This is a genomic window from Capsulimonas corticalis, from assembly GCF_003574315.2.
GTDB lineage: Bacteria > Armatimonadota > Armatimonadia > Armatimonadales > Capsulimonadaceae > Capsulimonas > Capsulimonas corticalis.
The window spans coordinates 1,793,386-1,819,161 of the sequence record NZ_AP025739.1 but is presented as its reverse complement, the minus strand read 5'-3'; the positions used below and the strand labels follow the sequence as shown (position 1 = coordinate 1,819,161).

Here is a 25,776-nt window from a genome sequence, read left to right as displayed (position 1 = left end):
AAAGCGTTCGCCAATAGAGGTTTTCCGGTCGACCGGAGGTATCCACATCGGCGTCCGTATCCTGTTGACAGGAATGGATGCCTCTCAATAAAGCCTTATCTTGTGCTACTCATCCCAGCCATATGCATTGTTTATCGCCGCCGTAAAACAACTAGACGTCTCTGCCGCTTCATTCAAGCTGTATCCTTAGCCTTTGCATCTGCCGAGAGTGTCCATGGCCGCCTTCCTGCCGATAGTACTATCGGCAGGAAGGCGGCCAACTCTCTAAACGATCGCAAGACTTGCGTTAGAATTGGCTTCTAGAAGAGTCTATCTCTTGGTTGCATCTGCAAACTTGTTCAAACACTTGTGCAATCACCTTAGACTCTAATCAAGCAAATGCTTGCAATTGCTGTCATTAAGTGTCTGTATTACCATTCGGGAACTCCGTTTCTTCATCAATTCGTTCAAAAACTTGTTCATTAGGTCTTCTATATTTCGTTCCACTACCAGAGCCTACAGCTATAAGCTCTCCTGTATCAACCAAAGGCTTGATAATCCTCCGAAACAGGTTCACGTCTGACGGCATATTAAGTAGCTTGGCAGCTTCACCACGAGAAATCTGTTGATGTTGATGGATAAACTCAAGAATCGATTTTCGACGGTACTCATCAGTTGGCCCTACTTGATTGCGATAGGCATCAGGTTTACCTAACGAGGTCTGAAGCATTTCCGATAATACAAGACGTTGCCCTCGCCCCGCGCCTATTCGAGAGATAATTCCTGCGTCCACAAGCTCTGTAATGGCTCTCCGACCGTCGGATTCAGAAAGTCCAGGCAGCGAAGCAATCATCTCCTCCCGAGTAGTCTGCCCATCCATAAGAAGGACATGAACAAGCCCACCATGAACTACACGGAAAGTAAGATCGTCAACATCTTTCATCCGTTCGAACATCCATTTTATCGCTTCGAGAGAGCCGCGTCCACCCAGCAGGGAGAGCCGAACGCTGTTCGTGGTCGAATCAGCATACGATGGTAGGGGCCGCATGAAACGGATCTGATCCCAAAAAATTCTATCAACCCCGCGTCCTGATTTCTCGACGAGACCGAGGTCTGCACACGCCTGAGCTAGACACCGATTACGAGGACAAGGCTCGTGAAAGAGGATATTCTGTGGCGTTACGTCCCTATAGAACCCTCCAGGGCTCGTAACGCGAAACTCCCTTGACGTGATCTGAATGATCACTTCCACCGTCTGGGTGTAGTCTCGGTGTATAAAGGCATTCATAGCTGCTTCACGTACAGCATCATCGCCATAGTCAGGAATATCTATACGGAATAGCCCATCCATTAACTCCTTCCGCTCAATGACACTTCGGAAAAGCTCCCCAAGCCTGTCCGCAAGTAGCAGGAGACTCCTATGTTCTAGACCAGGCTTATCTGTAAATAGGTTGTGGACGACAGCCTCATCTCGAATAACCTGGAACTGAGCGCGATGGTTAGGAATACGTTCTCTAATAATATCGTTTGAGCCAAACAAAATCAGGGCAGCGTTCGACATAACCTTACGGCCATCAACAGTACTCACAATTCCCAGAGCCTCTAATTGCTGTTCGAAGTTGGATATTGCCGCTAAACTAGAGTTGTTAATCCGTCCTTCGCGGATCCTAGATTGGAATAAACTGACAGCTAAAGGGTTAAACATCTCCCCCCAACGCGAAATAGGCAAATCAGCGTGAGCCCTTGATGAGAAGTCAGAATGTATCCCACGTTGAGCTTCCCATTGTGGCATTTCACTTAATAGAAAAGGAAAATTCTCAGGACCTTGTTTGCCACCCAGATCTTTTCGAATCTTAAATCCACCGCTGGTTAACTGGTGCGGAGGAGGTTCAGCCGGTTCAATATAAAAGGCGAACACGCGCCCAGCCGCAGTTAGATATTCACAAGTTGCAAGGTGCGGTGTGCGAACGAATTTGTTTAGCAGACGGGTTCCTACTTGTGCTACAGAACCTGTACGAGCGGAAGAAAGGCCAGTGATCGTCACACGGCCTTTCTTTGGATCTGTAACGCCCAGTAACAGATAACCTCCGTTGGCGTTGCTCAATCCCATTAAGGCTTCTGCTATCTTATCGTCTGGTAACGGCTGAGCTTTGAAGCGTTCTTCTTTATCTTCCTTGTATTCAATTTCAAGCGTCTCACCACCGAGTAGATCCTCGATAGGAGGAAATGAATGGTTCACTAAAAGGTCCTATCCGCGATATCACGCCTACCAATAACCTTCAGATTGAAACTCAACTATTTTGTCCCACTATCATCGTGCGCAACTCTTGCCACTCACCTCACCACCCCGCCCACTAATTCTCGCTGGGCGCGGCGACAGACGCGTTCATTGCCTCAGCCTTGGTTTTTAGATACCAAATCAACAATTTCTGGTTTAGTGCGTTGGCTGTAGCGTAGCACTCAGTGAGAACTTGCCGCGATGCATATGTCCGCTCTGCTATATCAATCGAGAAGTGTTGTTTCGAATGATTACCGTCTTGATCAACGACAGAGACGAAGCCATCTCCATCGGCCTGCTGAAAAGGTCTGCTGTCTAGCTCAACGAAGTAACCGCAAATTTTTTTGAAAAGTACTTCCATCTCCCCATCAAGGGCTAATACTTCCATATCGCCCTCGTTATACTTTTGAACATATAGTGCTTGAATGGCACCCCATTTTTGTATAACTTTAGGAAGTGTTTCAGGATTCCCTTCTCGCATGTCTTCCATAGCATTGTACATCTCGTCACGATCAATGCCAACAAGGTCGTGAAAAAGTAATTCTGTCGCTCCAACTCCAACACTTTCACAAAAGTTATCTTCTAAATTGAATCGACTATAGTCATCAAAACTAGAAATATGAACTTTAAATATTGGATTAAATTTCTCGGATGCCTTAACTCCGGGCACTGACCTAAAAAACCACTCCATCAAATCTTCAGCAGCTGCCGCAGACAATTTTATATATCGCAACAATAAACTGTTGTACTTGGCGTCACCATCCAAATACTCTCGTGGTGGAGAACCCTCTCCCGTATATTGCTCTCGTAATAAAGCGGATCTAGCCGAATACGATATAGCTGCATTCGTTGCAACATAAAATGCATTATCAATTCGTACTGGATTTTCATCTCGGCGTAAAAGCGCTTCCGCGAATTTTAAATGAGCATTGAACCAATCTTCATAAACCGCATGATCAAAATCTAAGTCTTCGATATTATCTGGTGGATTTTTATAGATATATCCTGGCGGAAGAAAAATATTCGCTGGGCGGCGCTGTAATATCTCAATAATTCTCCCCTTTTGCTCGAATGTAAGTTGATTGAAATCCTCTATATTATCGATATGTGTGTTGGAGAAATTTGGTAATGCTCCAAGTCTATGAAAATACCTAGCAGGATCTATCAACCCGTCGCACAGAATTGACTCGATCCCCTCAGGTAAATATCCGGCAAGCTGAAGCAAGCGAGGGATATCCGCGCCAAGTTTCTCCCCAAACCGTTCGATGGTTTGGGATTTTGGTCGGTCTCCTCGTAACATCTGATTAATGGTTGTGTAATTTACTCCGGTTTTCCGCGCAGCCATCCTTGATGTCAATAGTTCGGTCTCAGGCTGGAACCAACCAAGTAGACGGCGAACTTCATTGGCAAATCTTGGGTATTGGCCGTCGATTAGGCGTACCGGGCCTTTGTGGCGATCAAGCAATATATTCAGATCGTCAATTACTTCTCGCATTGATGACAACTTTTCATTACCTCACCTCGATTGTAGCACTGCTGGGGCACGGTGGGCGCAAAATCATTGAAAAACTATTGACTAAATTTGAAAATGATGGTATTCTTGGAGTGGTAATAAATTATTATCACCGAAATGAGAGGGAAATGCTTACTACTGAACAGCTTTTGAAAGCGGATTCACTACTTCGAGACGGATTGAGTCCTGATCAAGTAGCTAGAGAATTGGGATTTGTCTCTAGATCCCAATTCTCTTACCAGTTGCTGAGAGCTGGCAAGCAGATTTCTATTTCGAGATGGATTTCAAGCGTTCCATCCGTAGAAGTCCCGATGGTATCAATGGAGGGAAATAGTTAGTGAGCCAGCAGGAGGATGAACTATCCCACCAGTGGAGCCTGGAGGGGGCTTACACAGAGAGTGTGGCGGACACTTTCGGCATCCCCGCCAAGGAGTTGGCGGCGAAGTCAGGTGTTCATCCGTCAACTATATCAAGATTCTATTCCGGGAGCAAACCTATAAAAGATCGCACGCTCCTGAGAATTGGGGTGGCTTTGGGCCGCCTCGCCGAGCAACGAGACAGACAAAAAAAGAGCCCGACCGTAGGGGCCGAACTCAAAAGGTAAATTCAATGACCACATCTTACACCAATCAAGCGGCCGCTGTCAACCAGCCGGTCGCCCCCACGCCTCCCGAGGAGCCGGAGATCCAGATCGTCGTCTTCAAGGTTACGCGAACGCCGCGTGCAGTCTGCAAGATCCCTCTGTGGATCGATGGTGAAATAGTGACCCCGAAGTGCGACGACCCCGCCGCTTTTCTGGCCGCTTACAAGCGTTTCTATCAGCAAAGATACAACAATTCGCCCGAAGTGAAGAAGATGATTGACAAGATCCTCGCCGATCACCGCACGGAAGAGGGGGCAGAAAAGCATGCATAGTCTTCTGACAGCGCCCCTCGCGGTCGCTTCTCCCGCACCCGACGCGGCATGGATCGTCGGCGCGTGTCCTGCATGCGGCGGGCCGACTGTCGAGAACGAGTACCGTGTCGGCGGTTCGGACTACAAAACCATCAAAAACTGCTGGAACGCCATCGGCGAGTGTCCTACTTGCGATGTCTTCGACGCCGATGCTTACCGCCCCGTCGCCAAGGAGAACCTTGCTATGGAACCCACGCTGACCGAAACGCCTACCGTGCTGACTGTCGCCGCCGCGCTGGCGGTCTGCGACCGATTGCTGGCGGAGATGGAGAACAAGCCCGACGCCTACCGCGCGGCCGCCGTCCGGTGGTTTCGCGGGGAAGTGATCAAAGGGGCAGGCGCGTTTTGCCCGAAATGCACGTTCCCAATCCTCGGAACCTACTGCGGCGTCTGCCCGGCCATCGTAGTGGCGCGAGCGACGGAGCGGGATGAGGAATGGATGAGTGAGGCGACGGGCGGCGTCAACACGCACGAGAGCCGGTCGCGGATGCTGGACATCGCCCGTCTGGAACTGATCTACGAACTCTGCGCGTTCCAGGCTTCCATTGATCTCGCCGCCGACAATATCGTCTTCGCCGAAGTCGGCGCCGCCGCCGATCTGGCGAACGCTGCCCAGTTGCAGGAGGCGGCATGATGCATAAGAAAACGCTTCATTCATTTGCAAGCATGGCAATCCATACATTTGCGGAAGCCGCTCCCACAATGTCCTACCGGGAGTTTGCCGACGCATGCCGGGCGCGTCTTGCAAAAACTCAAGGAGTGCCTTCTCCTTATTACGAGCGCTCTTACGCCGCCTACGAAAGCATGTGCAGAGCCGCTTACCGGATCCACTGCCAGCGCGCGGCCGAGGCGAAGGAGGCGCTCCATGCCAACTCCGTCTAACAGCACCCGCCTCTTCGCCGCCGCGACCGCCGCCCGGCTGGGGCTCTCGCTTCCCGGCAACGTCACCGAACTTGACGCCGACCTTTGCGGCGTGGGGCTCCTCCTTGCGCACGGTGTTCTCACCGCCGCCGAGCGCCGCGCGGAGCTTGCCGCCCTTACCCAGCGCCGCGACGCCTTCCTGCGCGAGCAAATGGCGACCGATGATGGCGAAATGCCCGCCATCGGCCGGCGCGGCTACCTGATTGCGATGGGATGGGAGGGTGGACACCATGGAGCCGATGCTTAGTCCCGCTCAAGCTTACGCCCACGTCAAAGCGGCGCGGTCGATCCTGGAGGAATGTATCGAGGCCAGCGTCGAGCGCACCGGCTCGGACGGCGACACAGTTCGCGCGCTGCTTGCGGTCGTGGATCACGAGCGGGCGTACCGCCTGGCGATCGGCCGCGCCTTCGACGGACTGGGGGCGGAAGCCGCTCGGGCCGCGAAGGCGGCCATGAAGCCCGCGCGCTGGGGTGTTCAGCACATCGAAAATCATGGGTGGCTCGCCTACCCGGACGCGGAGACCGGCGCCGATTGGCCCTGGACATGCCGCAGCCGAGAAGCGGCGCTCCAGCAGATCCAGAGCACCGAGCCGCGCGCCTCCGAATGGTGGCAGGCCGCCGAAATGCCCGATGACATCTTCTTCCCTTTGCGTGACCTGGGACTCGCCCAGGCGCGCCTTATCCGCCAGAAACAAGAGGCCCGATAATGTACGCCACAACCTTGCAGCACGATGTCCGCCCCGATAACCACAATGTCCGCCCATCGCGCGCCCTGGCCCGCGCTGTCCGGCTTCCATCGATTGCCCTTCCTTCGGGCACCGCGTCGGACATGCCGCTCCTGCCCGCCCTGCCGCCCTTTGCGCTGAAGTACAGCGACCTCGACGGCTTCGCCGATCGGTCACCGGAGTGCGTCCCCGGCCTGGAGCTGATGGTGCGCCACAGTAACGCCCTCGTAGATCGCCAGATGGCGCGCTACGACCTGGAATTCCGGCCCAAGCTGGAACGGCTCTATTCCGAGTTCACCGGACGCCGGCGCTACGGCATGGCTCAGAGCATGCTCGTCATGTGCTCCATGCTGTGCATCCAAGCGTCATACGGTCAGCCTATTCTCAAAACCGATCCCCCAGCGGAGACACCGATGAGCGATGCAATGCGTGAGGCGCACCTAGAGCGCGCCCTGCCCCTTCTCGACCGCCTGATGCAGTACTCCGTCGAGCTTCAGCGCTTCGCCGCCGCCTGGGGCCAGCCCCAGCATTGGAAGCGCATGGGCTACTGGGGCGCGCTCATCCAGCGCTCCATGCAGAGCGCTCCCATCAAGGCGACCTCGGCCATCGGCCAGACCGACGCCGAGACGGTCAACGGCCGACAGTGGGCGCTGCGCATGGGCCTGTGCCTTGCGCTGCTGGAGGATCAAGAAGGCCGCTCCGCCGCCGAGGCCGCGCTCCAGGACGTCCCCAACATCGCCCGGCGCCGCCCGCGCACCGACCAAGGCCGCCGCGCCGTCCAGATCGGCATGGAGATGGCGGACCCCCGGTAGGCGTCCGCTCCAAAGACATCCTTCTGTCCGCCGGGGCGCGCCACCTCGCCCCCGGCCACTTTTTCGCGGAGAACATTATGTCTGAAGCCAAGAAACTCTCAATTGACGAACTGCTGGATAAGCCGCAAACACTCCGCGAGGCCATGAAAGACTGGCTCGTCTATCCTTCCGCCGAGAACGTGTTCGTATACTTCGCCGGCAAGGTCCGCTGGCCTGGCGACGATTATCGATGCAAGCTCTTTCACAAGGATGTGATGGAGGCGAACAACGACGGGCGAATGGTCCTGGACCTTGCGGGGACGCGAGTCTTCTATGCGGGGCCGACATGCATCGACGGAACGCACGATGACCAGTCCATTTACGGCGATTCCTACTTTCAGCGCGAATCGGCTCCCGCTACGCACGGCTGCGGCATCAAGGGGCGCAACGGCGTTTATATCGAGGAGGGCGTTGTCGTTCACCGCTGCCTGGAGCAGATCAAAAAGGCCGATTTCGTCTTCGCCTACATCGACGATCTGAGTTGCTACGGAACGCTCGCCGAGATCGGCTACGCGTCCGCGATTGGTAAGCCGATCGTGATCATCGTTTCATTTGAAGTTGATGATCAGGCCGAAACGAAGACCGAGGCATATTCCAGCCACGGCGCCGGACGCTCGGATTTGTGGTTCGTCTTGAACCTGCCTGGGGTTAACAAATACTATAACACCTGTGTCGGCAACGCCAGCGACTTCTTCCAAATCATCCGCAATCGCTCCTGGAAAGCAGCAACAGGAGGAGCTAATGTCTGAGTTTGACCCCGCGTCAATCTCACAATGGCTCTCGGTCCTGCACAAGCCGGGCGAAGTCATCGAGATTCGTGTGCTGGAGTCTTCAAAGAAGACGACGGCCGGATACTACGACGACTTCGCCAAGGCCGCCGACGACGTGCGCCGGTTCGACGGAAAATGCGCGGTGTACTCCGTGCTGAACACCGTCAACCCGAGCGTGCTTGGGCGCATCTGCAACCGCCTGGAGGCGTGTCCGGAGGCGACGACGTCCGACAAGGACATCGTCCGTCGGCGCTGGCTTATGGTCGATTTCGACCCGGTCCGGCCCAAGGGGATCTCCTCCACGAATGCCGAGCACGACGCCGCGCGGGACCGCGCCAAGATTGTGCGCGATTACCTTCACAGGAAGGGCTTTACCGAGCCCGTCATCGCCGACAGCGGCAACGGCTGGCATCTGCTGTACCGCCTCGACTTGCCCAACGACAACGAGACGCGCGATCTGCTCTCCCAGTGCCTGGAAGCTCTGGATCTGCTGTTCGGCGACGACGTCGTGGGAGTCGACAACACCACGTTCAACAGCTCGCGCATCTGCAAACTGTACGGCACGGTCTCCACCAAAGGCGACAGCACCCCCGACCGGCCTCACCGGCGGGCGCGCATCCATCGCGTTCCCGAAACGCTGGCGCCGGTTTCGAGGGAACTGCTGCAACAGCTCGCGGCGACGCTTCCCGCCACGCCCGCCGCGCCACCGCGCAATTCGGCCGCATTCGATCTGGAGCAATGGATTGCGGATCACAACCTCCCTGTGGAGAAGACGGGGCCGTACTCCGGCGGCGGCCGTAAGTGGATCCTGAACCCATGCCCATGGAACGGCGATCACACCAATGACGCCGCCTTCATCATCCAGTTCGCCAGCGGCGCCGTTGCCGCCGGCTGCCGACACAACGGCTGCCACGGCCGAACATGGCAGGATCTGCGGCTGATGTACGAGCCGGACGCCTATGACGCGCCGGCCCCGCATCCAGGCGCGCCGAATAATCCCACAGGCAACGGACCTGTGTCGCGCCGGGTGGACCAGCTGATCTCCGGCGCAGGCGCGTTCGAAAGCCGCCGCCGCTCCGGAATCGTCCCCGAGCCGGTGGCTTCGGAAGAAGAATGGGAATGTCCCTTGCCGCTCGGCGAGGACAAACTCCCCCCCTTCCCGCTGCACGCCTTGCCGCCGGTATTGGCGCGCTATGCGAAGGAAGTCGCCGACGATGTCCAGGTTCCGCTTGACATCACGGGCATGCTGGCGCTGTGTGTTCTATCAGCCCTGAACTCGCGCCGCGTTCAGGTCCAGATCGGCGCCCGGTCCAAGAGGCACATCGAGACCGTCAACTTGTACATGGTCGTCGCCTCCGTGGCAGGATCTGGCAAAAGCCCCGCCATGAAGCGTATGGCCGCGCCGATCGTTCAGATCGAGCGGGAGCTGCGTCAGCGTTTCGAGGGAGCGCACACATCCGCCGTCACCAAGTACGAGACCGACAAGAAGCGGCTGACCGCCCTGCAAACCAAGTCCGCCAACGCCCAGGCGTCCGGCCGGCGAATAATCGACGACGAGATCCTCGGGTTGATCGAAGACATGAAGGAGCCGAAGGCGCTGCCGCGCATGCTGGTGCAGGATATCACCATGGAGGCGCTGTTCACGAAGCTCGCCGAGCAGGAAGATAACTGCATCGCCAACCTGGATACCGAAGGCGGCCTCTTCAGCATCATCAAGGGACTCTACGCGAGCAAGAACAGCAGCCCCAACATGGATATCTACCTCAAGGCGTGGAGCGGCGACTACGCCACCAACGACCGCGTCGGCAAAGGCAATAGTTATATCCTGGCGCCGACGCTGACCATCGGTCTGACCGTCCAGCCGGAGATCATGCAGTCCCTCGCCGAAGACGAGCGGCTGCACCACAACGGCTTCCTCGCGCGCTTCCTCTACGCCGTCGCTCCGAACCTCGCGGGAGAGCGGCCATACCGGGACGAAGGCGGAACGAACGCCGGCGAGTACGCCTACACGCAGACGATCCTGGCGCTCCACGATCTTCCCAAGGCGGTTACCGAGGACGCGCCCCACAAGCGCTTCCTGCTCACCATGGACGACGAAGCGATCGCCGTCCATAAGCACTACTACAACGACATCAACGACCGGCAGCGTCCCGGCCAGGATCTCGCCGCCATGCTCGCGTGGTCTTCCAAGCTCGCCGGTAACGTCGCACGGATCGCCGCCAACCTACATATGGTCAAGCACGTCGGCGGCGCCGACAACCGCCTGCCCTGGGAAACCCCGATCAGCGGCGACACCATGGCCGAGGCTTGGGAGATCGGAACCTACTGCATCCCGCACGCCGTCGCCGCCTTCGGTCTGATGCGCTCCGACACGATCGTCGCGCTCGCCAAGCGCATCATCGAATGGATCAAGCGCAAGGATCTGCGCTTCTTCACCATGCGCCAGATCCGGCAGGCGCTGAGCCCCGAGTCCAAGGAGCGGATCGAACTCGCGCTCACACGCCTGATGGAGGACGCGTACATCCGCCTCGAAATGCCGCCAAAAAGAGAAGGCCCCGGCGCTCGCCCGAAAGCCCACTACGCGGTCAACCCGTGTGTGGTCTCGGCGGGACGCCCACACCTTCAGGCCGCATAGAGAAGCCGGTCAATTATGTTGGGATACGTTGGAGATTGTTGGAAAACGCACCCAACATAATTCAACGAAAAAATAAGAAGGGAAGCCCCAGATTATTCCCGTTTGCCGAATTATGTTGGGATGTTTGACGATTCTCTAGATACGTATTTTAAACTATTTATTTCTTATGTCTACTATTATGACACCTTTAAAAGTTCTGGAAGCCATGCGCACCAACACTTACCAGCCACCTGTTTATACGGGAAATGGCCCAACAAACCCAACACAATTACCGGGCGCCGATCTCCTGGGAGAAGCGAGACGTCTGAACCGCTCCTGCGGACGCCAGGTCGACTTCCTGCGCACCGGAGAAGTCCACGCCAAACTGACGAGAGCACAGATGACGCAGAAGTGCCGGCAGACGCTCGCCCAGTTGGAAGCGGTCTGCCTGAACCTCAGTCCCGTGACGCTCAGCGGCTACGAAGACCCCGACGATGAGTTTGCCGACCACTGCGTCGACACCTGGAAATACGAATTAGGAGCGATGGGATGAATATGATGAACCTAACAACCACGCCGAACCAATACCAGCCAACCAAGACGCTGCGCACGACGTGTGTTCTCTCCCATACGCGCGTGAGCCTCGATAGCCCCACGGAAGCTCCGGCCGCCGCCAAACCCCTATACAGGCCGTCCCTGGTGGTCGCTGGGGCTGTAGAAGAGCAGATCGTGACCGCCGGCTCCCCTGCCCTGTTGGGAGCCCCGCCCGCGCCCTCCGACCCAGACCTGACGTGGCGGCGCTCCCTGCGCAAGGGCGACGAGATCGCCTTCGAGATCATGGACATCAACGAGTGGTGGCAATCCTTCCGCTCCATCGACCGGATTGAGCGCGGCCGCATCTACGCCGGCGGCTTCGCATTCGATATCGAGACGGGCATTGAGCGCCGGCGCGGAAAGGCCGCCTTCCGCCTCGTGCGCCCCACCGCCGAGGGGAAGCGTCTGCTGCGCCGCCATGAGATGATCAGCGCCATCCGCAAGGTCGATATGGAGAAGCTGGATGATGACGAGCTTCACGCGATCGCGCACCTTTGCGGCCTGGTCAAGTCCGAGCCCGCGCCGAGGGCCGAAGAGGAACTGACCTGGCGGCGTTCGCTCAAGGCTGGAGACGAGATCGCTGTCGTGCATCATGAGGACGGCGACAAATCGTATAAGATCGATACGATCTACTCCGTGACCTCCGAAACGATCTGTGACAGCGTCGATCCCTGGCTTGCGTTCCGCTACTCGATTGAGACGGGGCGTCTACTCTGCAATCTCAACCCCGAACCGTGTCCCAAGGGCTGCACGGAATGCGGTGAGCTGTACAGCATCACCAAACCGACTCCTGAGATTCGCGAGCAGATCCGGCTCGCGAAGTTGCTTCGCCAATACCTGGGACTGCCTTTTCTTTCCGTGAGGCAACTACGCGCCATTGCCGTCATCGGGGAAATCGACACCAATGCGGAGGTGGAGTGATGGCCGATATTCCTTTTGGAAGTGCTCCCGACCAAGTTGTAGGCGGCCCGGTATCCTACGGCGTCGTGTTCGCAATAGACGAGTACGCGACGCGTAACAACTTGAGCCGAACCGCCGTATTGCGCCTGGCGCTGGCGTCGTTCGCAGGTCGCCGCGGATTGCTGGAGCCTCCGCCGCCCGCCTTGCCGTGGATACACGACAAAGACAGCCGCGCCTATATGGCCGACCTTGGTAAAGGCCGCGCGGTGATCGTTCAGAGTGTGGGGAAGGGAGGATATGCGAAGGCTGAGATCCATCTCTTAGAGCTTGGCGTGGAAGATGTAGTCGAACGTATCAATCACTGCATGGCCACTGCTGGGTACATCGCCACGGTGATGGCGGCGCGGCGGTGGCCGGATCTTCGTGAGACCTTCCCGCTCGCGCCAACTCCAGGGATCGACTACAACCTTGGCTCCGCCGTGCCGAGAACCGTTCTTGGCTGGGAAGACGCGCTGAGCTTTGCGTTGAGGAAGGCGGCTTAACAACTTCTCAGCGGCTTCCATCGAAGCCGCTGAGGTAAGCGCCAGGAGAGGATTAGGACATGGACACGGTTTTGCGCTTGCGCAGGGCGAGACCGAAGACGCCCAGAAGGCCCATTCCGAAGGCGGCGATGGGAGCGGGCTCCGGGACGGTGGCGCTACCGGTAATGGTCGACGAGATGCTCGTGATTTTTCCGCCGAACTGACCCGAGCCACCATTTGCGTTTGTTGCCGCGAAATCGAAATCAGTGAATTCCCATTGCGAGATATCCGTAAGCCCAGAGCCAGTAATGGTTGGGGCAATAGATGTCAAAGGGCCTGGAACGGTATTGCTCGGACCACTTAGATAGACGTACGAGGAAATATTCGTAAAAACGCCGCCCGACTTTATTGTTACACTGCCTTGGAGATGGTCATGGGAACTGGGATCATCCACGTTATCCGCACTCACGGCGATATCGTCGTTTTGCGTGATTGGGTCGTTTAACACGGGAGTGGCGCTTGTAATCGTATGGTTGTTGAACTGAATGATGACGCTGACATCACTAGGGTTGTGAGATGCTTGGCTGTAGTAAGATGCATGCTGCGAGTTGCCAGCATTGGTTGCGCCGTTTTTGATCGTGTAGGACTCGGTAAACGTGTCGCCGAGGCTCGCGCCGAGCGGTGCGTTGAATGTGGCATAAACCACACCGGTGAAGGTGATCGTCTGGTCGGCATAGGCCGCGACGGAGAATGCAGCTAGGGACAACGCGACGGCAGCAACGGGTAAGAATTTCGCCATGGTGATTTCCTTCAAATTGGACGGATGCAGTAGAATCTTTCCGCTATATTTGATCACTGCAAGAGTGTTGCCAAACTGACAATCAATTGCTCACGAAAGGAACCAATTATGAAAGCAGAACCGAATTCACAACCTACGCGCCCGTCTCGCCGCTGGAAGCGCACGCTGAAGGCGGCGAACTGGGCATGGATCTACTTTCAGGATAAAGGAGAATGGCCCGCGATTAAGCAGATCGCGGGGCAGACGGAAGTGAGCGCCGGTACGGCGTGTAACGCGCTCAAGGCGGCAAGGAGGCAACTTTTCAATAGTGAAAAAAGAGTGCGCTAACTCCCTAGACAACAAAATCCATCTGCGCAATAATCATCTCGCATACGGGGACTTGTACCCCCCCGGTTCGATGAAGGCGCTCTTGCATTCCCGCTGGGCGCCAAGCCTTCGAGTAATCTTTAGGTGACGGTGAACGATAATGATCTTCATAGGTGACAGTGAACGATGCTGACTCCTCCTGGGACTGTCCAATTATCCGAGACCGTACTGCGCGACGCCAGAACCCTTCGACGCTGGCATCGCTGGGAGACGGCGCGCGCCTGGTGCATCGAACAGCACGATGTGAAACGGGAATGGCCGTCCATCGAGCAGATCAAATACGGCGCCCAGGTGAGCGCGGGGACGGCGTCGCGCGCGCTGGTCGAGGCGAAAAGGTTCATCGAGAAAGCGGATGGACACTAAAAAGATTTCAGGGCTGAAAAAATACAGCCCTTGACCCCTAGACGCCTGCAAAAAGCCGTGCAATAATGATGTCATACAACTTTCCGGCACAGCAGGATGCCTCTGCAACCACTTAGCTCATGCTAGGTCTGAAAGCTCAAATCGTAAAAAAACCGCTCTCCGGATGGAGGCGGTTTTTTTGTTGCCTTCTTTTTCGTTCGTCTCCCCGTGTAGTGAGGTTTTATGCTCGCAATGTCTGCGGCTCACGCCGCCCCCAAATCGACTTCGTGTGACGCCGCCCCGGCAACGATTGGATCCGACACTTCCCATACGATCAGCGCCCATCCGGGAGACGAATATTCCTTTGCCTATCTCTTCTCGCTCGGCATGTCGCTGCGCCGCATCACGATCATCAAGCGCTGCTCGATGACGGAGGCAAGCCTTGCTCTGGAAGCCTACGAGGACGCGAAGGAAGAGTCGAAGCGTCTGGGCAGTTCATACCCGCTCGACTCCTTCCGGCTCTACGGCCTCTCTGGCGTGCCATATATTGAGTATGCCGGCAGCAAGCGCCGCGAGCAGCTCTCCCTGGCCGCGTAGGAGGCGCTGACCATGTTCAGAACCGCCAAAGGGGACCCGGTGCGTCCGGTTCGTCCCCCGTCCGCGAACGCCCTGCGCAGCAGTTTCCCGGCCCATACCGTCGATATCTCCAAGCATATCACTCCCAAAGATCGCGCCCTGCTCAAGTGGAAGTTTTTGACGGAGCCTCTCGAAGTCCTGCTCAAGATGCTCGACTTCGGCCAGTGCCTAGCGGACATGTCGGAGATCCTCGGCGAGATCGAGGAGCAGGACGCGGCCGCCGTCGTGCGGATCCGCCAGACGGCGCGCACCATCGGCGTTCCCGAAACTCACTCGCCCCCTACGGAGACAACGCCATGACACGAACTCTGAACGCCCGCCACGCCCTCGAAGCCGAGCCACTTAAATCCTTGGATCGCTGACTTTTCACGCTTTGCCGGCCGCGCACAGGCCAATGGAGCATCGACTGATGCGGCCGGCAAACACTCCCCTCCGGACACAACGCCATGCCCAGACATCTCAGCGACGCCGGCGACTTCGACATGGTCGAGATCGGCCGGCTGATCGAGCATCCCCGCAACGTCAACCAGGGCGACTACGGCGCGATCGAGAGCAGCATGAAAGCCAATGGCTTTTTCGGCGCCCTCGTCGTGCAGCGCAGCACGCGCTTTATCCTCGCAGGCAATCACCGCTACAAGGTGGCGAAGGGCCTCGGATACGATCGCCTGCCGGTCATGTGGGTGGATGTGGATGATGAGGCGGCGCTCCGCATCTTGCTGGCTGACAACCGCACCTCTCGCCTGGGCACCGATAATGAAGCGGCCCTGGCGGAATTGTTGTCCGAGCTCGCGCAGGAGACGGATGAAGGCCTGGAGGGGACAGGATATGACGGCGACTTTCTCGACGATCTAATCAACCGCCTTGCAGGCCTGGACAGCCCTCCCGGAGCGCCGGAGCCAGACGAAGAATCGCCGAAGCGTAAGCAACTGGGCGTCTTCGTGCTTTGCAGCGATGAGGACGAACAGGAGCATGTCTCCGCAAAGATCACCGATATCGGCTGGAATAGCCAGAGAATAACCGTCGATGAATCCATCCTCAGCGCAAAGCCTCCCAGAGCCAGAAGACGAAGTTAATTACTGGCTGAAAATGCCCGGAGAAACGCCTAAAGCGTTTGCTGCATTCTGTGATTACCGGGATATGGGACCTCGCCGTTCACTCTCAAAACTAGGGCGAAACTTAGGCAAAACTAAGGCGAATTTCGAGCCTTGGTCAGTTTTATTCCGCTGGGTCGAGCGTTGCGAAGCCTTTGATGTCGACAAAGCTCACGAGGCGAGGACCGCGGCCCAGGAAGCGCAAGCCGCCGAGCTTCGTGAGTACCGGGAAAGCGCGCACGCATTCGCCTCAAAGCTGATCAAAGGGCAAGAGCTCATGACGGCGATTGCGATCAGCCGCCTTGCGGAAGTCGCTCCTCAAAAAGACAAAGCGCCAGCGGAAAAAATTACCGTAAACACCGCCTGCCAGTTTATGCGTTACGCCGCCACAATCGGCGCCGCCGCCTTCGACCTCAAGGCCGAAGTCGTCGGCGTCCGGCAACTGGAGCGATTGGCGAAAGGTATGGGCGATGCGAGCGACGAGGAAACGGATACTTGACCAGGCGGCTGCGGAGCTTGGATTGGTCCGTCGCTTTGCGATTATCGATGACGACGACAGCTACTCCCAGGAAGTCTTCCACCGCCAGTCCCTGCTTCTCTCATTCGGGCTGCTGAAGATCCGCACAAAGGATCGCCGGACAATCGTCTTCGCGCCGAACGAAGTCCAATGCTTCTATCTGGACGTCCTATGTCCAGGATGGCGCTGGAGTCCCGTTTCCCTGCGCGGTCTGAGAGAAATCCTGCTAAAGGCGCGCCAGTTTGGTTTTACCACGCTGATCCTCGCGCTCATGTTCCTGGATACGATTGCTAATCCTAACACACAGACCGTCGTCATTGCGCACGATGCGCGGTCGACGGAAAAGATGTTCGAGATCGTCAAGCGCTATTACAAGCAGCTTCCTGGTGAGCTCCAGCCCAAAACGAAGTACGCAAACCGCCGTGAGTACCTCTGGCCCGAGCTGGATTCGTATTTCTTTGTCGGAACCGCCGGAGCCGGCCAAACCGGGCGTGGCGGCACCGTGAACAACGTCCACGGCTCCGAGGTGGCGTTCTGGCCGAATGCGGAAGACATCGTGCTTGGTCTTATGGAATCGGTGCCAGATGACGGAAACATCGTCTTGGAAACGACCGCCAACGGCTTTGGAAATTACTACCAGACCGAATACAGTAAAGCCGAACAAGGCGACTCCGTTTTTCATCCCCGCTTCTTTGGCTGGTGGCAGCACCCTCTCTATCAGATCGGCGAGATCCCAAAAGGCTTTGTTCGCACGGAAGAAGAGAACAAGCTCGTTCTGGATTACGCCGTAACGAACGAGCAACTCATGTGGCGGCGCCGGAAGATCAAATCTCTCGGAGCCAAATTTGCCCAGGAATATCCCGCCTGCCCGGAAGAGGCGTTCCTGACCTCAGGCAATCCCTACTTCGACCGCGAGTTCCTCTCGGATCTGTCCAAGGCCCTCAAGCTTCCCGAGCACGAGCCGCTGACCGATGTCGTCATCCCGGGTACGTTTCCGCTGCTGCGCACGGAGTCGGCCAAATCGCGCATCTCCCAGAACTTCACCAGCGACGACGACTGGGCGAAGAATGTCTTCTTCGTCTGGAAGCCGCCTGTTGCCGGCCGCAGCTATGTCATTGGCGCGGATACGGCGGAAGGTCTCACGGAATCGGGCGATCACGACTACGACAGCGCCGATGTGTTCGACGCCGAGACCTGGGAGCAGGTCGCGCAGCTGCACGGCCGATGGGACACGCACACCTACGGCCTGATGCTCGCGGAGCTTGGATTCTGGTACAACACCGCGCTTCTGGGCGTCGAGCGCAACAACCACGGCCACGCCGTCATCAACGCGATCCTCTACACGGCGCACTATCCTGAGGCCAACGAGGGCAATCCCGCCGGCATCTACATGCACCAGGAGTTCGACGAGACGAAGAACCCGGGATCCCGGCGCGCCGGCTGGCCGACAACGCACAAATCCAAGACGTTTATCCTGAGCGAGCTCGCGACGAGCATTCTGGAGAAGGATCTCAAGCTCCACAGCCGGCGCACGGTGGCGCAACTGCTCAGCTACGTTCACAAGCCAGGCGGCAAGTCCGGCGGCGACGGTAAAGCGCACGACGATGCCGTGATCTCCTGCGCGCTCGGCAACGCCATGCTCCGGCTGCGGCCGCGCACCGTGAAGATGGAGTGGACATAACTTCATCCGCAGATGATCGAGCCGGCTTGGTCCCCACGGCCATGGAGTTCACATGTTTTTCAAAGCCGCCGGCGCAATCGCGGGCAAGATCTCGGCGTCATTCAAGGCCGCCGGTGACTTCATCAAAGGGCGGCCCGTCTTTTCGAGCGCGGGCCGGGGGCGCGGCGGTCTCTGGAACTGGCTCCCAGGCTCAAATTACAATTACGAGCGCGAAGCCGGCGATCTCTGGAAGAACTCCCTCGTCAGTATCGTCCTTTCCTGGATGCAGGACAACTTTCCCGAGGCGCCGTTCGTCGTTCGCAAGACCGTGGTGTCGACAGGGAAGTCGGTTGCCGATCACGGCCACCCGCTGAGCCTGCTGCTCGCTCAGCCCAATCCGTTCTATGGCGGCGACGTGCTCTGGGCGGCGACAATCCTGGATCTGGCGACTGACGGCAACGCCTACTGGATCAAGGTTCCCAATGCCATCGGCGTCGCCGAACTCTGGTGGATCCCGGCATCCATGATCGAGCCGGATTATCCCAGTGACGGCTCTGAGTTCATCACCCAGTACATCTACACCGTCAACGGGCGCAAGTATTATTACAAGCCGTCTCAGATCGTCCACCTGCGAGACGGAACGGATCCGGACGCCCGGGGGCGCAAAGGTTTGTCCCGTCTCAAGGCGCAGCTGCGCGAAGTCTGCACGGACAACGAGGCGGCGACCTTCAACGCCGCGATCCTGCGCAACATGGGCATCCCGGGCCTGATCATCGCTCCCCAGGCCGCCACGACGCCCCTTACCCCGGAAGATCGCCGCAAGCTGGTCGACAACTGGTCAGAGCGGTTCGGCGGGGACAAGCGCGGCGAGCCGTTCGTCTGGAACACCCCGATCAATGTCCAGGGGATGGGCCATTCGCCGCGCGACCTTGAAGTCGGCCTCATGCGCCGCATTCCTGAAACGCGCATCGCCGCCGCCTTCGGCCTTTCCCCGATCGTCGTGAACTTCCTGGCGGGCCTCGAACACGGGACAATGGCCAATTACAAGGAAGCCAGGAAGGCGGCTTACGAGAACTGCCTGATCCCCATGTATCGGCGCATCGCTCTCCAGCTCGATGTTCAGCTGCTCCCGGACTTCGAGACGGATCGACGATACCGCTGCGGATTCGACCTGAGCGAGGTTCGCGCGCTTCAGGACGACGTCAACGCTCTGTTCGAGCGCCTGGAGAACGCCGCCGGCGGTCCCTTCATCACTCCCGACGAAGCGCGCGAGGCGGCGGGCTACAAAGCGACCGGCGATCCGGAGAACCAAAAGATCCGCGCGCCCAAACCCGTCGCGCCGGCTTTGCCCAAACAGCCCCCCTTGGAGAACGCAGCATGAGCTATGTGAAAGGCGATGGGCTGACGCCCGTTGCCGAGGGCGACGACATGCCCGAGCTGAGCAGTCCCACTTTTCGAAAGATAACCCATGGATCTCCTTTATAAGACATTGCCGGCATACGGCGTGAAGACCCTGGACAGCGCTCAGGGCATTATGGAGGCGATCGTGGCGGTGTTCGACAACGTCGACGCCGCCGGCGAGCGCATTAAGGCCGGCGCGTTCACGCAGTCGCTGGAGCGCAAGTACCCCAAGGGCGTCTGGATGCACGACTGGATGATCCCCGTCGCCAAAACACTGGAAGCAAAGGAGCTGCTGCCGGGAGATCCGCTTCTCCCGGCGGAGCTCGCCGAGCTTGGCGGCCTCTACGTCAAGGGGCAGTTCAATCTGAACACGCAGCGCGGCCGCGAGGCGTTCAGCGATCTCGACTTCGGGACAGTCGATGAGTTCTCGATCGGCTACGTCACGCGCAAGGACAGTATCGACAGCAAAACCCAGGTCCGCGATTTGATCGTGATCGACCTTTACGAGTGGTCGCCGGTACTGGTCGGCTGCAATCCCCAAACGGCGCTGATCGGCGTCAAGCAGACGCCTTCGGGCGCACAGTCCACGCCTGCCGACGCCGCGACGGCGCCGGCGAGCGTCACGCCCGCGCCGCAGTCCCAGCCGGCGTTGAAGGAAAACAATATGCCCCAGGAAAACGCATCGCTCAAGTTTGACAACGCATGGTTCAAGCTTCAGAGCAAGACGATCAAGGCCGGAGACATTGAGGTCAAGGCGCAGTATCTCGGTCAGTATATTGAAAGCGACATGACCTACGAGGCGCTGGATACGCTCGTGAACGCGCTGTTCTACCGGGTCTTCTATGGATGCGTTTACGGCAGCTGGGACTATGACGATGAGGACGGATACACCCGCACTCTCCTTCCGGTGGAGGATGCAGTTTCCACCCTGGAAGCGGCGTGTGATGAGTTCAAGACGTTTGTCGTCGCGACATACCGCGCACTGATGACCGGGACGGGTGAGAGCGCGATCGCGGCGGCCAAGTCCCTCCAGCTGAATTTCAACAACCCTGAACTTTCGAGCAAATCGCTGCCTGCCGGCGAGAAGCTCACTACCCACTCCGAGCGCGTGCTTGCTACCGTGAAGGAGTTCACTGATCGTACGGCCGCCATCAAGGCGCTACGCGTACAGGATGATCGCGACCTCAGCGAGGCGACGAAAGGTCGACTCGCCGGCCACCTGGAGTCCATGAAGTCTGCCTGCAAGACTGTCGAGGAGCTGCTGGGAGCCACACCCGCTTCCCCTGCGGAAACGAACGATACGACCGAGCTCGTCGCAGCTAAGGCCCCAGCCCCCACTGTGGACGAACTGGGCGTTGGCGCTCAGGTCTCTGATAACGAGACCTTATCCGGGAAAGAGCTTGTCTCTGCGGATATCGCCAACAGCGCGTACGCTCGTTTCCTCGAACTGGAAGTGGACCTTATGGACGTCGAATAGACGCCCTCCCCCCAATCACCCCACGGAGCAAGCACAAATGGCAGATATGAAAGCGCTGGCGCGCGACCTTCACGCGAAGCGCGAAGAGATGAAGGACTTCTTCAGCAAAAACAAAGTCGACGGCGAGCTGAAACTGACGACCGAACAGATCGTCGAGGTCAATCAGCGCGAGACCGAGCTGAAGGGACTTCAGGAGAAGTACGTGGAGGCAAAGAGCCTCTTCGAGATCGAGCAGAAGAACGAGCAGGAGCTCGCGGGCCTGACCGCGCCCGGCGCTCGCCCCCAGTTCGGCGGATCGAAATCCGCCGCGCGCGAGATCTCCTCGAAGTCGATCGGCGAGCAGTTCATCGAGAGCGCCGCATACAAGAGCATCAACGGCCGCAAGGGCCCGACGTCCGAGATCGAGGGCGCTGATTACAAGGCGCTGCTCACCGGGTTGGACTACAAAACAGTCATGCAGGACAACCAGAGCAGCGGCGCCGGCTACGCGCCGCAGTCCGTCCGGTCCGGCCGCCTCGTCTACTCGCCACAGCCGCAGCCGACCCTGATCGACCTGGTCCCCACCGGCGAGACCGATCAGTCCGTATACAAGTACATGGAAGAGACGGTGTATACGAACGCCGCCGCAGAGACGGCGGAAGCGGCGCTGAGCCCGGAAGCCGCATTGAAATACGATGAGCGATCGGTCAACGTGGTCAAGATCCCGGTCTTCATCCCCATCACCGAGGAGCAGCTCGCCGACGTGGGCGGCCTGCGCGACACCGTGGACAATCGTCTTGGCCTGATGATCAAGCAGCGCCTCAACGGCCAGATCGTTGTCGGCGACGGAACCGGCAGCAACATGCTGGGACTGCTGAACAAGCCGAATATCCTGACCCAGAACAAGGGAACGGACGTCGTTCCGGACTGCATCTATAAAGCGATGGTCAAGGTTATGACGCAGGGCTTCGCGGATCCGTCCGGCATCTGGATGAACCCGCTGGACTGGCAGAACGTGCGCCTGCTGAAGACGACCACCGGCCAGTATCTGTACGGCGATCCGAGCCAGCAGGGGCCGAACACGATCTTCGGTCTGCCGGTCGCGCAGCACGTCAACGTGACGCTCGGCAACGCCCCCGTTGTGGACTTCGCCACGTACACCTCCCTGATCTTCCGCAACGGCATCGAGTTCAGCGTCAGCGACAGCCACGCCGACTTCTTCGCGCGTGGGCAGCTGGCCATCCGCGCGATGATCCGCGCCGCCTGGGTGATGTACCGCGCGCAGGCGATCTGCGTCGCTCAGGGCCTCTAATCGCCACAGGGGGGCAGTAATCCCGACCCTCTGAACCTCGATACGCATATCCGCTCGCTGCTGGCCTGTCGGTCCGCAGCGAGCGGTGAGGAATAAGCATGGCCAACAATTCTCCCGGCAACAACATTTCGACGAACGTACTGGGGCCGCGCTACAACGCCGGCGCTCCCGTCAATGGCGTCGACGAAGTGCATACCATCACCGGAGCCGCGACGGGCGGAACCATCCCGTTTACCTATGGCAACCGACAGACGGCTCAGCTCCCCTTCAACGTGAGCGCGGCCGCGCTGCAAACGGCCCTCCAGGGGCTCGGCTCCATCAATGCCGGCAACGTCATCTGCACCGGCGGACCGCTTGGGACCGCTCCGATCGTCTGCACGTTCGGCGGCGAGCTCAGCGGCCTGGATGTCCCGATGATCTCCGTCGATAACACGCTCGCCACTGGCGGCGTCGTATCGGTGGCGAGCACGACAAATGGCGTCTCTGGCACCGCGCGCGGCTCGCTCCCCGGCGCATCGCTGACGGACACCACGAATGCGATCGCCTACATTAACACGGGCACCGCCGCGAAGCCGACCTGGACCAAGGTCGGATTGCAGACCTAATCCCTGACCCAGTCTGCTGGCTCGGTGCAGCCGGCCTGATACTGCCTTGGGCGTTGCCCCAGGCTAATACCGCCCAAGGAGACGACGGATGATTTCGAAGCGCAGACTCTATCTCACACAAGACAACCAGGTCGTCGAGGCAAGCCACCCCGACGCCAATCAACTGCTGGTCGGAGCCGGCTGCGAAATCTCCGACGCCCTGGCGAAGAAGTATGGCATTTACGAAGATCCCCGGCAGGAGATCGAAGAAGAGCGCCAGGACGCCGAAGGCTTCCATGGATATCATGAGCCGACCGAGGTGACGATCGTGATCGGCGCGGCCAATGAGAACGATCATGTCCGCATCGTCGGCGCCTTCCTGGATCCAGATGACGCGGCGGTCGCGGCGCGCGAGATCCTGGATCAGGTTGTAACGATCCCGCTCAATACGGCGCTTCCAGATGGGAAAGCGACCGGCGCGTGTGAAGTTCCGGTGGTGGTCACGCATGATGCGCCCGTTGCTGTTGTGCCCGTAGAAGCGCCGCTGCCGACGAAAGTTTACATCGTGCTTGCGCCTGGCGAAGACGGTGATACCTGCTTGGTTGGCGCTTACAGTACGGAAGAGAACGCAATGATCGGCCCACCCCTGGAAGGATCCTCGCCGTATAAACGGATCCTCACTGCCGAGCTTGACGCCGGCAAGATCCAAGTTCCGGCGGAATTCCTGTCTTTCACAAAGGCTGCTCCTGAGGAAGCATCCACAGGTGAAGTTCCGCCGACAGGTTCGGAGACTGCCGAGCAAAAGGAGACGCCCGTGGACATCGAAACCAAAGACGCCTTACCGGTTTCGCGCGAAACCGATGGCAAGGCGATGGCACCGGAGTCGGATAAGGCGATCAGAGGTCCGAAAGCCAATAAGTCGGCGCAGACCTATAGCAACGCCGCGACGTCGACGGAGACGAATTAATGTACGACGCGTACCCCACGGGCTTCGACCTGGTGGAACTCTATGCGAGCGCTGGCGTCGAGCTCTCCCCCAAATTCAACGCGGGGCAGAAGATCGACTCTGCGATCCGGGAGTGGGAGAAGAAGACCCGCTGGTTCCCGTTCCTGGCCGGCGCTTCGTCCACGCGCGTCTTCGATCCGCCTGGGCCTCGGCAGCATCAGGCGGCGCTGGGGGGGATCCGGGGCGGCGGCCGCGTGCTCGATCTTCGCGGCGGATTGATCTCGCTCGACTCGCTGATCATGAACGGCCAGAACTACACGCAGGGGATCCAGTTCTGGATGCGCCCGGACAATGCGGATCTTCAGGGCGAACCGTTCCAGGAGATCGAATTCTTCACGCCGATCATGGGACCGCCACAGTGTATTCATGTGATGGGACGTTGGGGGTACTGCGCGCAGGTTCCCGAAGACGCCTGGCAGGCGATCCTCCAGAAGGCGGCTTACGAGTCGAAACCAGAAGTCGAGTTCTCGATCACGAACGGTGTGGCGAAGGTCGACGATGTCACGTACGCCTCTGGCAGCGTCAGTCCGCTCTCCGCCCAGGCCGAGCAATGGAAGCTGAAGTTCGAGACGACAGCCGAGGATTATCGCCGCTCGGAGTTTTAATCACGCAGCACTTCAAGAGAGTTTAAATCCATGATCGTTACCAATGGTATCGGCAATAGCGTCGCCAAACAGAAACTCCAACACATCCAAAAGATGGGTGATCCGGTCGTGGTGAACGGACAATCCACGGTCGTCGGCGCAACGACGCCACTGCGCGCGACCGTGGATCCTATTTCCCCAAGCTCCGCGCCGCAGTATCTGCCGGAAGGATCGGTAAATGCAGCAAACGCGGACTTGCAGATGGTCGAAGTGGCCGCGCTCGCGCTAAGCGGCGAGCCACGGGAACAGCAGGCAGTCACATGGGACGGTGACAATTATACGATTTTGCGTGTGCTGCGGCAGCGAAAGCAAGGCGTGACCAGCGTCTACGGCTTGGTCTGCTACCGCGCGCCTCAGCCAGACAGCGCGACCGCCGATCCCACTACCGGACTGCGCACCGATTATGCGCCGCCAGACCAGGAATAGGAACCACCAATGCCCACCGAAGACACCACAAATTTCCGCACGGAAACTTCCCCGATAACCGAGACAGCCGCCGAGACGCCAGCGGACGCGCAAGTTGCGTCGCCGTTCGTGAACAATGGCGCGCCGTGCTGGAACTGCGCTTTGTGTCAGCACGAGACCCATGTGGAGCGATGCGCGCGCTGCAACGTCGCACTGCGTCCCGTCGGCTGGGCGCCGTCCATCGTTGACGTCGAAGCTGGGAAGACGGAAGATGAGACGGAAGCAGCGGTTTCGCGCGAAACCGCTTCCGAGCCCGACGCGCCGGTGGCGGATAGCGCTGTCAAGGCGGTGAAGTCCAAGAAGGGTGATGCGGCCGAAAGCTAAATCGCCGGTGACACCTCATGACGCAATCCGAGGGCGGGACCGCCATCCAGCCGGCGCAGACGGTGATCTTCTCGATCGTCGTGCATCCGGAGCTCATCCCCGACGGCGATGTCGAGCCTCTCATGGAGGCGCTTGCCCATCTCGGCCCGGTCCTCGACGACTGGGGCCTGGTGATGGCCAGGTACCAGCAAAAGAACTTCGACGATAAGGGAGCGACGTTCGGATATCCGTGGGAAGAGCTCGCGGTCGACACCGTCACGCAGAAACAGCGCCTTGGCTATCCCGATCAGGACCTCGTGCGCAAAGGACGAATCGCCAGCGAGATAGGCGAGACGATCCTCCTCACTCCGGACAGCGTCACGACTGGGATCAACATCGACGAAGCCCCCGAAGCCTACTTCCACCAATTCGGCCGTGGCGTCCCGCAGCGCATCCTTGTCGCGCTGGTCGATGCGGAGATCGATGAGATGTATGAGATTCTTCGGCGCTACATCGCCGAGGCGACGGGCGGATCTCTCCAGGGCGTTGAGATCGTGAGTGTGGTGCAATAGAT

At 58.5% G+C, this 25,776-nt stretch carries 31 protein-coding genes; 28 read left to right on the top strand and 3 right to left on the bottom strand.

Annotation, left to right across the window (positions count from 1 at the left end; translation table 11 throughout):
- Positions 1-397 precede the first annotated feature (397 nt).
- On the bottom strand, positions 398-2,218 hold the full coding sequence (locus tag D5261_RS07660; RefSeq protein WP_119322682.1) for an ATP-binding protein: 1,821 nt from the start codon (positions 2,216-2,218) through the stop codon (positions 398-400).
- A 115-nt stretch (positions 2,219-2,333) separates the two neighbouring features.
- Positions 2,334-3,752 (bottom strand): hypothetical protein, encoded by a 1,419-nt coding sequence (locus tag D5261_RS07655; RefSeq protein WP_125206095.1) that lies wholly within the window; start codon positions 3,750-3,752, stop codon positions 2,334-2,336.
- 355 nt (positions 3,753-4,107) lie between these two features.
- On the opposite strand from D5261_RS07655, the gene D5261_RS33395 reads away from it, so the two are divergent.
- The 12 genes from D5261_RS33395 to D5261_RS07600 all read left to right on the top strand — a co-directional run bounded on the left by D5261_RS33395 (position 4,108) and on the right by D5261_RS07600 (position 12,641).
- Complete coding sequence (locus D5261_RS33395; RefSeq protein ID WP_119322684.1) at positions 4,108-4,374, top strand: helix-turn-helix domain-containing protein; 267 nt, start codon at positions 4,108-4,110, stop codon at positions 4,372-4,374.
- A 5-nt stretch (positions 4,375-4,379) separates the two neighbouring features.
- Positions 4,380-4,685 carry a hypothetical protein gene (locus D5261_RS07650; RefSeq protein ID WP_119322685.1) on the top strand — a complete coding sequence of 102 codons (306 nt, stop codon included), beginning with the start codon at positions 4,380-4,382 and terminating at the stop codon, positions 4,683-4,685.
- Positions 4,678-5,358 (top strand): hypothetical protein, encoded by a 681-nt coding sequence (locus tag D5261_RS07645; protein WP_119322686.1) that lies wholly within the window; start codon positions 4,678-4,680, stop codon positions 5,356-5,358. The genes D5261_RS07650 and D5261_RS07645 overlap by 8 nt, the downstream gene beginning before the upstream one ends.
- Positions 5,355-5,606, top strand: a complete 252-nt coding sequence (locus D5261_RS07640; RefSeq protein ID WP_119322687.1) for a hypothetical protein — start codon at positions 5,355-5,357, stop codon at positions 5,604-5,606. Before D5261_RS07645 ends, D5261_RS07640 begins: the two co-directional genes overlap by 4 nt.
- On the top strand, positions 5,590-5,892 hold the full coding sequence (locus D5261_RS07635; RefSeq protein ID WP_119322688.1) for a hypothetical protein: 303 nt from the start codon (positions 5,590-5,592) through the stop codon (positions 5,890-5,892). Before D5261_RS07640 ends, D5261_RS07635 begins: the two co-directional genes overlap by 17 nt.
- Complete coding sequence (locus tag D5261_RS07630) at positions 5,876-6,352, top strand: hypothetical protein (protein ID WP_119322689.1); 477 nt, start codon at positions 5,876-5,878, stop codon at positions 6,350-6,352. Before D5261_RS07635 ends, D5261_RS07630 begins: the two co-directional genes overlap by 17 nt.
- Complete coding sequence (locus D5261_RS07625) at positions 6,352-7,182, top strand: hypothetical protein (protein WP_119322690.1); 831 nt, start codon at positions 6,352-6,354, stop codon at positions 7,180-7,182. Before D5261_RS07630 ends, D5261_RS07625 begins: the two co-directional genes overlap by 1 nt.
- A 77-nt stretch (positions 7,183-7,259) precedes the next feature.
- The gene (locus D5261_RS07620) at positions 7,260-7,970 is read left to right on the top strand and encodes a TIR domain-containing protein (RefSeq protein ID WP_119322691.1); all 711 of its coding nucleotides are present in this window, start codon (positions 7,260-7,262) and stop codon (positions 7,968-7,970) included.
- Positions 7,963-10,626, top strand: a complete 2,664-nt coding sequence (locus tag D5261_RS07615; protein WP_119322692.1) for a YfjI family protein — start codon at positions 7,963-7,965, stop codon at positions 10,624-10,626. The genes D5261_RS07620 and D5261_RS07615 overlap by 8 nt, the downstream gene beginning before the upstream one ends.
- A 178-nt stretch (positions 10,627-10,804) precedes the next feature.
- A complete protein-coding gene (locus D5261_RS07610; protein WP_125206096.1) occupies positions 10,805-11,158 on the top strand; it encodes a hypothetical protein in 354 nt (117 codons plus the stop codon).
- A 2-nt stretch (positions 11,159-11,160) separates the two neighbouring features.
- Positions 11,161-12,120, top strand: a complete 960-nt coding sequence (locus D5261_RS07605; RefSeq protein ID WP_125206097.1) for a hypothetical protein — start codon at positions 11,161-11,163, stop codon at positions 12,118-12,120.
- Complete coding sequence (locus D5261_RS07600; protein ID WP_119322694.1) at positions 12,120-12,641, top strand: hypothetical protein; 522 nt, start codon at positions 12,120-12,122, stop codon at positions 12,639-12,641. Before D5261_RS07605 ends, D5261_RS07600 begins: the two co-directional genes overlap by 1 nt.
- A 52-nt stretch (positions 12,642-12,693) precedes the next feature.
- Here D5261_RS07600 and D5261_RS07595 read toward each other — a convergent pair whose 3' ends face one another.
- Positions 12,694-13,419: a PEP-CTERM sorting domain-containing protein gene (locus D5261_RS07595; protein WP_125206098.1), complete on the bottom strand. Its 726-nt coding sequence runs from the start codon at positions 13,417-13,419 to the stop codon at positions 12,694-12,696.
- Between the two features lie 108 nt (positions 13,420-13,527).
- Here D5261_RS07595 and D5261_RS07590 point away from each other — a divergent pair, with 108 nt between their 5' ends.
- The 16 genes from D5261_RS07590 (at position 13,528) to D5261_RS07515 (ending at position 25,774) form a co-directional block, all read left to right on the top strand.
- Entirely contained in the window at positions 13,528-13,746 is a 219-nt protein-coding gene (locus D5261_RS07590; protein WP_125206099.1) for a hypothetical protein, read from the top strand.
- 165 nt (positions 13,747-13,911) lie between these two features.
- A complete protein-coding gene (locus tag D5261_RS07585) occupies positions 13,912-14,148 on the top strand; it encodes a hypothetical protein (protein WP_119322696.1) in 237 nt (78 codons plus the stop codon).
- Between the two features lie 222 nt (positions 14,149-14,370).
- Complete coding sequence (locus tag D5261_RS07580) at positions 14,371-14,724, top strand: hypothetical protein (RefSeq protein ID WP_125206100.1); 354 nt, start codon at positions 14,371-14,373, stop codon at positions 14,722-14,724.
- Between the two features lie 12 nt (positions 14,725-14,736).
- A complete protein-coding gene (locus tag D5261_RS07575) occupies positions 14,737-15,063 on the top strand; it encodes a hypothetical protein (RefSeq protein ID WP_119322698.1) in 327 nt (108 codons plus the stop codon).
- Between the two features lie 146 nt (positions 15,064-15,209).
- Positions 15,210-15,836 (top strand): ParB/RepB/Spo0J family partition protein, encoded by a 627-nt coding sequence (locus D5261_RS07570; protein WP_119322699.1) that lies wholly within the window; start codon positions 15,210-15,212, stop codon positions 15,834-15,836.
- A complete protein-coding gene (locus D5261_RS07565; RefSeq protein ID WP_125206101.1) occupies positions 15,787-16,353 on the top strand; it encodes a hypothetical protein in 567 nt (188 codons plus the stop codon). Before D5261_RS07570 ends, D5261_RS07565 begins: the two co-directional genes overlap by 50 nt.
- A 22-nt stretch (positions 16,354-16,375) precedes the next feature.
- The gene (locus D5261_RS07560) at positions 16,376-18,052 is read left to right on the top strand and encodes a terminase large subunit (protein ID WP_119322701.1); all 1,677 of its coding nucleotides are present in this window, start codon (positions 16,376-16,378) and stop codon (positions 18,050-18,052) included.
- Between the two features lie 52 nt (positions 18,053-18,104).
- A complete protein-coding gene (locus D5261_RS07555; RefSeq protein WP_119322702.1) occupies positions 18,105-19,412 on the top strand; it encodes a phage portal protein in 1,308 nt (435 codons plus the stop codon).
- Positions 19,413-19,499: 87 nt separating this feature from the next.
- The gene (locus tag D5261_RS07550; RefSeq protein ID WP_119322703.1) at positions 19,500-20,909 is read left to right on the top strand and encodes an HK97 family phage prohead protease; all 1,410 of its coding nucleotides are present in this window, start codon (positions 19,500-19,502) and stop codon (positions 20,907-20,909) included.
- Positions 20,910-20,946: 37 nt separating this feature from the next.
- The gene (locus D5261_RS07545) at positions 20,947-22,200 is read left to right on the top strand and encodes a phage major capsid protein (protein WP_119322704.1); all 1,254 of its coding nucleotides are present in this window, start codon (positions 20,947-20,949) and stop codon (positions 22,198-22,200) included.
- Between the two features lie 98 nt (positions 22,201-22,298).
- Complete coding sequence (locus D5261_RS07540) at positions 22,299-22,805, top strand: hypothetical protein (protein WP_119322705.1); 507 nt, start codon at positions 22,299-22,301, stop codon at positions 22,803-22,805.
- Between the two features lie 88 nt (positions 22,806-22,893).
- Positions 22,894-23,751, top strand: coding sequence for a hypothetical protein (locus tag D5261_RS07535; protein WP_119322706.1), 858 nt, complete (start codon positions 22,894-22,896; stop codon positions 23,749-23,751).
- Positions 23,751-24,395, top strand: coding sequence for a hypothetical protein (locus tag D5261_RS07530; protein ID WP_119322707.1), 645 nt, complete (start codon positions 23,751-23,753; stop codon positions 24,393-24,395). The genes D5261_RS07535 and D5261_RS07530 overlap by 1 nt, the downstream gene beginning before the upstream one ends.
- Positions 24,396-24,425: 30 nt before the next feature.
- Complete coding sequence (locus D5261_RS07525; protein WP_119322708.1) at positions 24,426-24,860, top strand: hypothetical protein; 435 nt, start codon at positions 24,426-24,428, stop codon at positions 24,858-24,860.
- A gap of 9 nt (positions 24,861-24,869) precedes the next feature.
- A complete protein-coding gene (locus D5261_RS07520; protein WP_119322709.1) occupies positions 24,870-25,223 on the top strand; it encodes a hypothetical protein in 354 nt (117 codons plus the stop codon).
- Positions 25,224-25,240: 17 nt separating this feature from the next.
- Positions 25,241-25,774 carry a phage virion morphogenesis protein gene (locus tag D5261_RS07515; protein ID WP_119322710.1) on the top strand — a complete coding sequence of 178 codons (534 nt, stop codon included), beginning with the start codon at positions 25,241-25,243 and terminating at the stop codon, positions 25,772-25,774.
- The last annotated feature ends 2 nt before the right edge of the window (positions 25,775-25,776 follow it).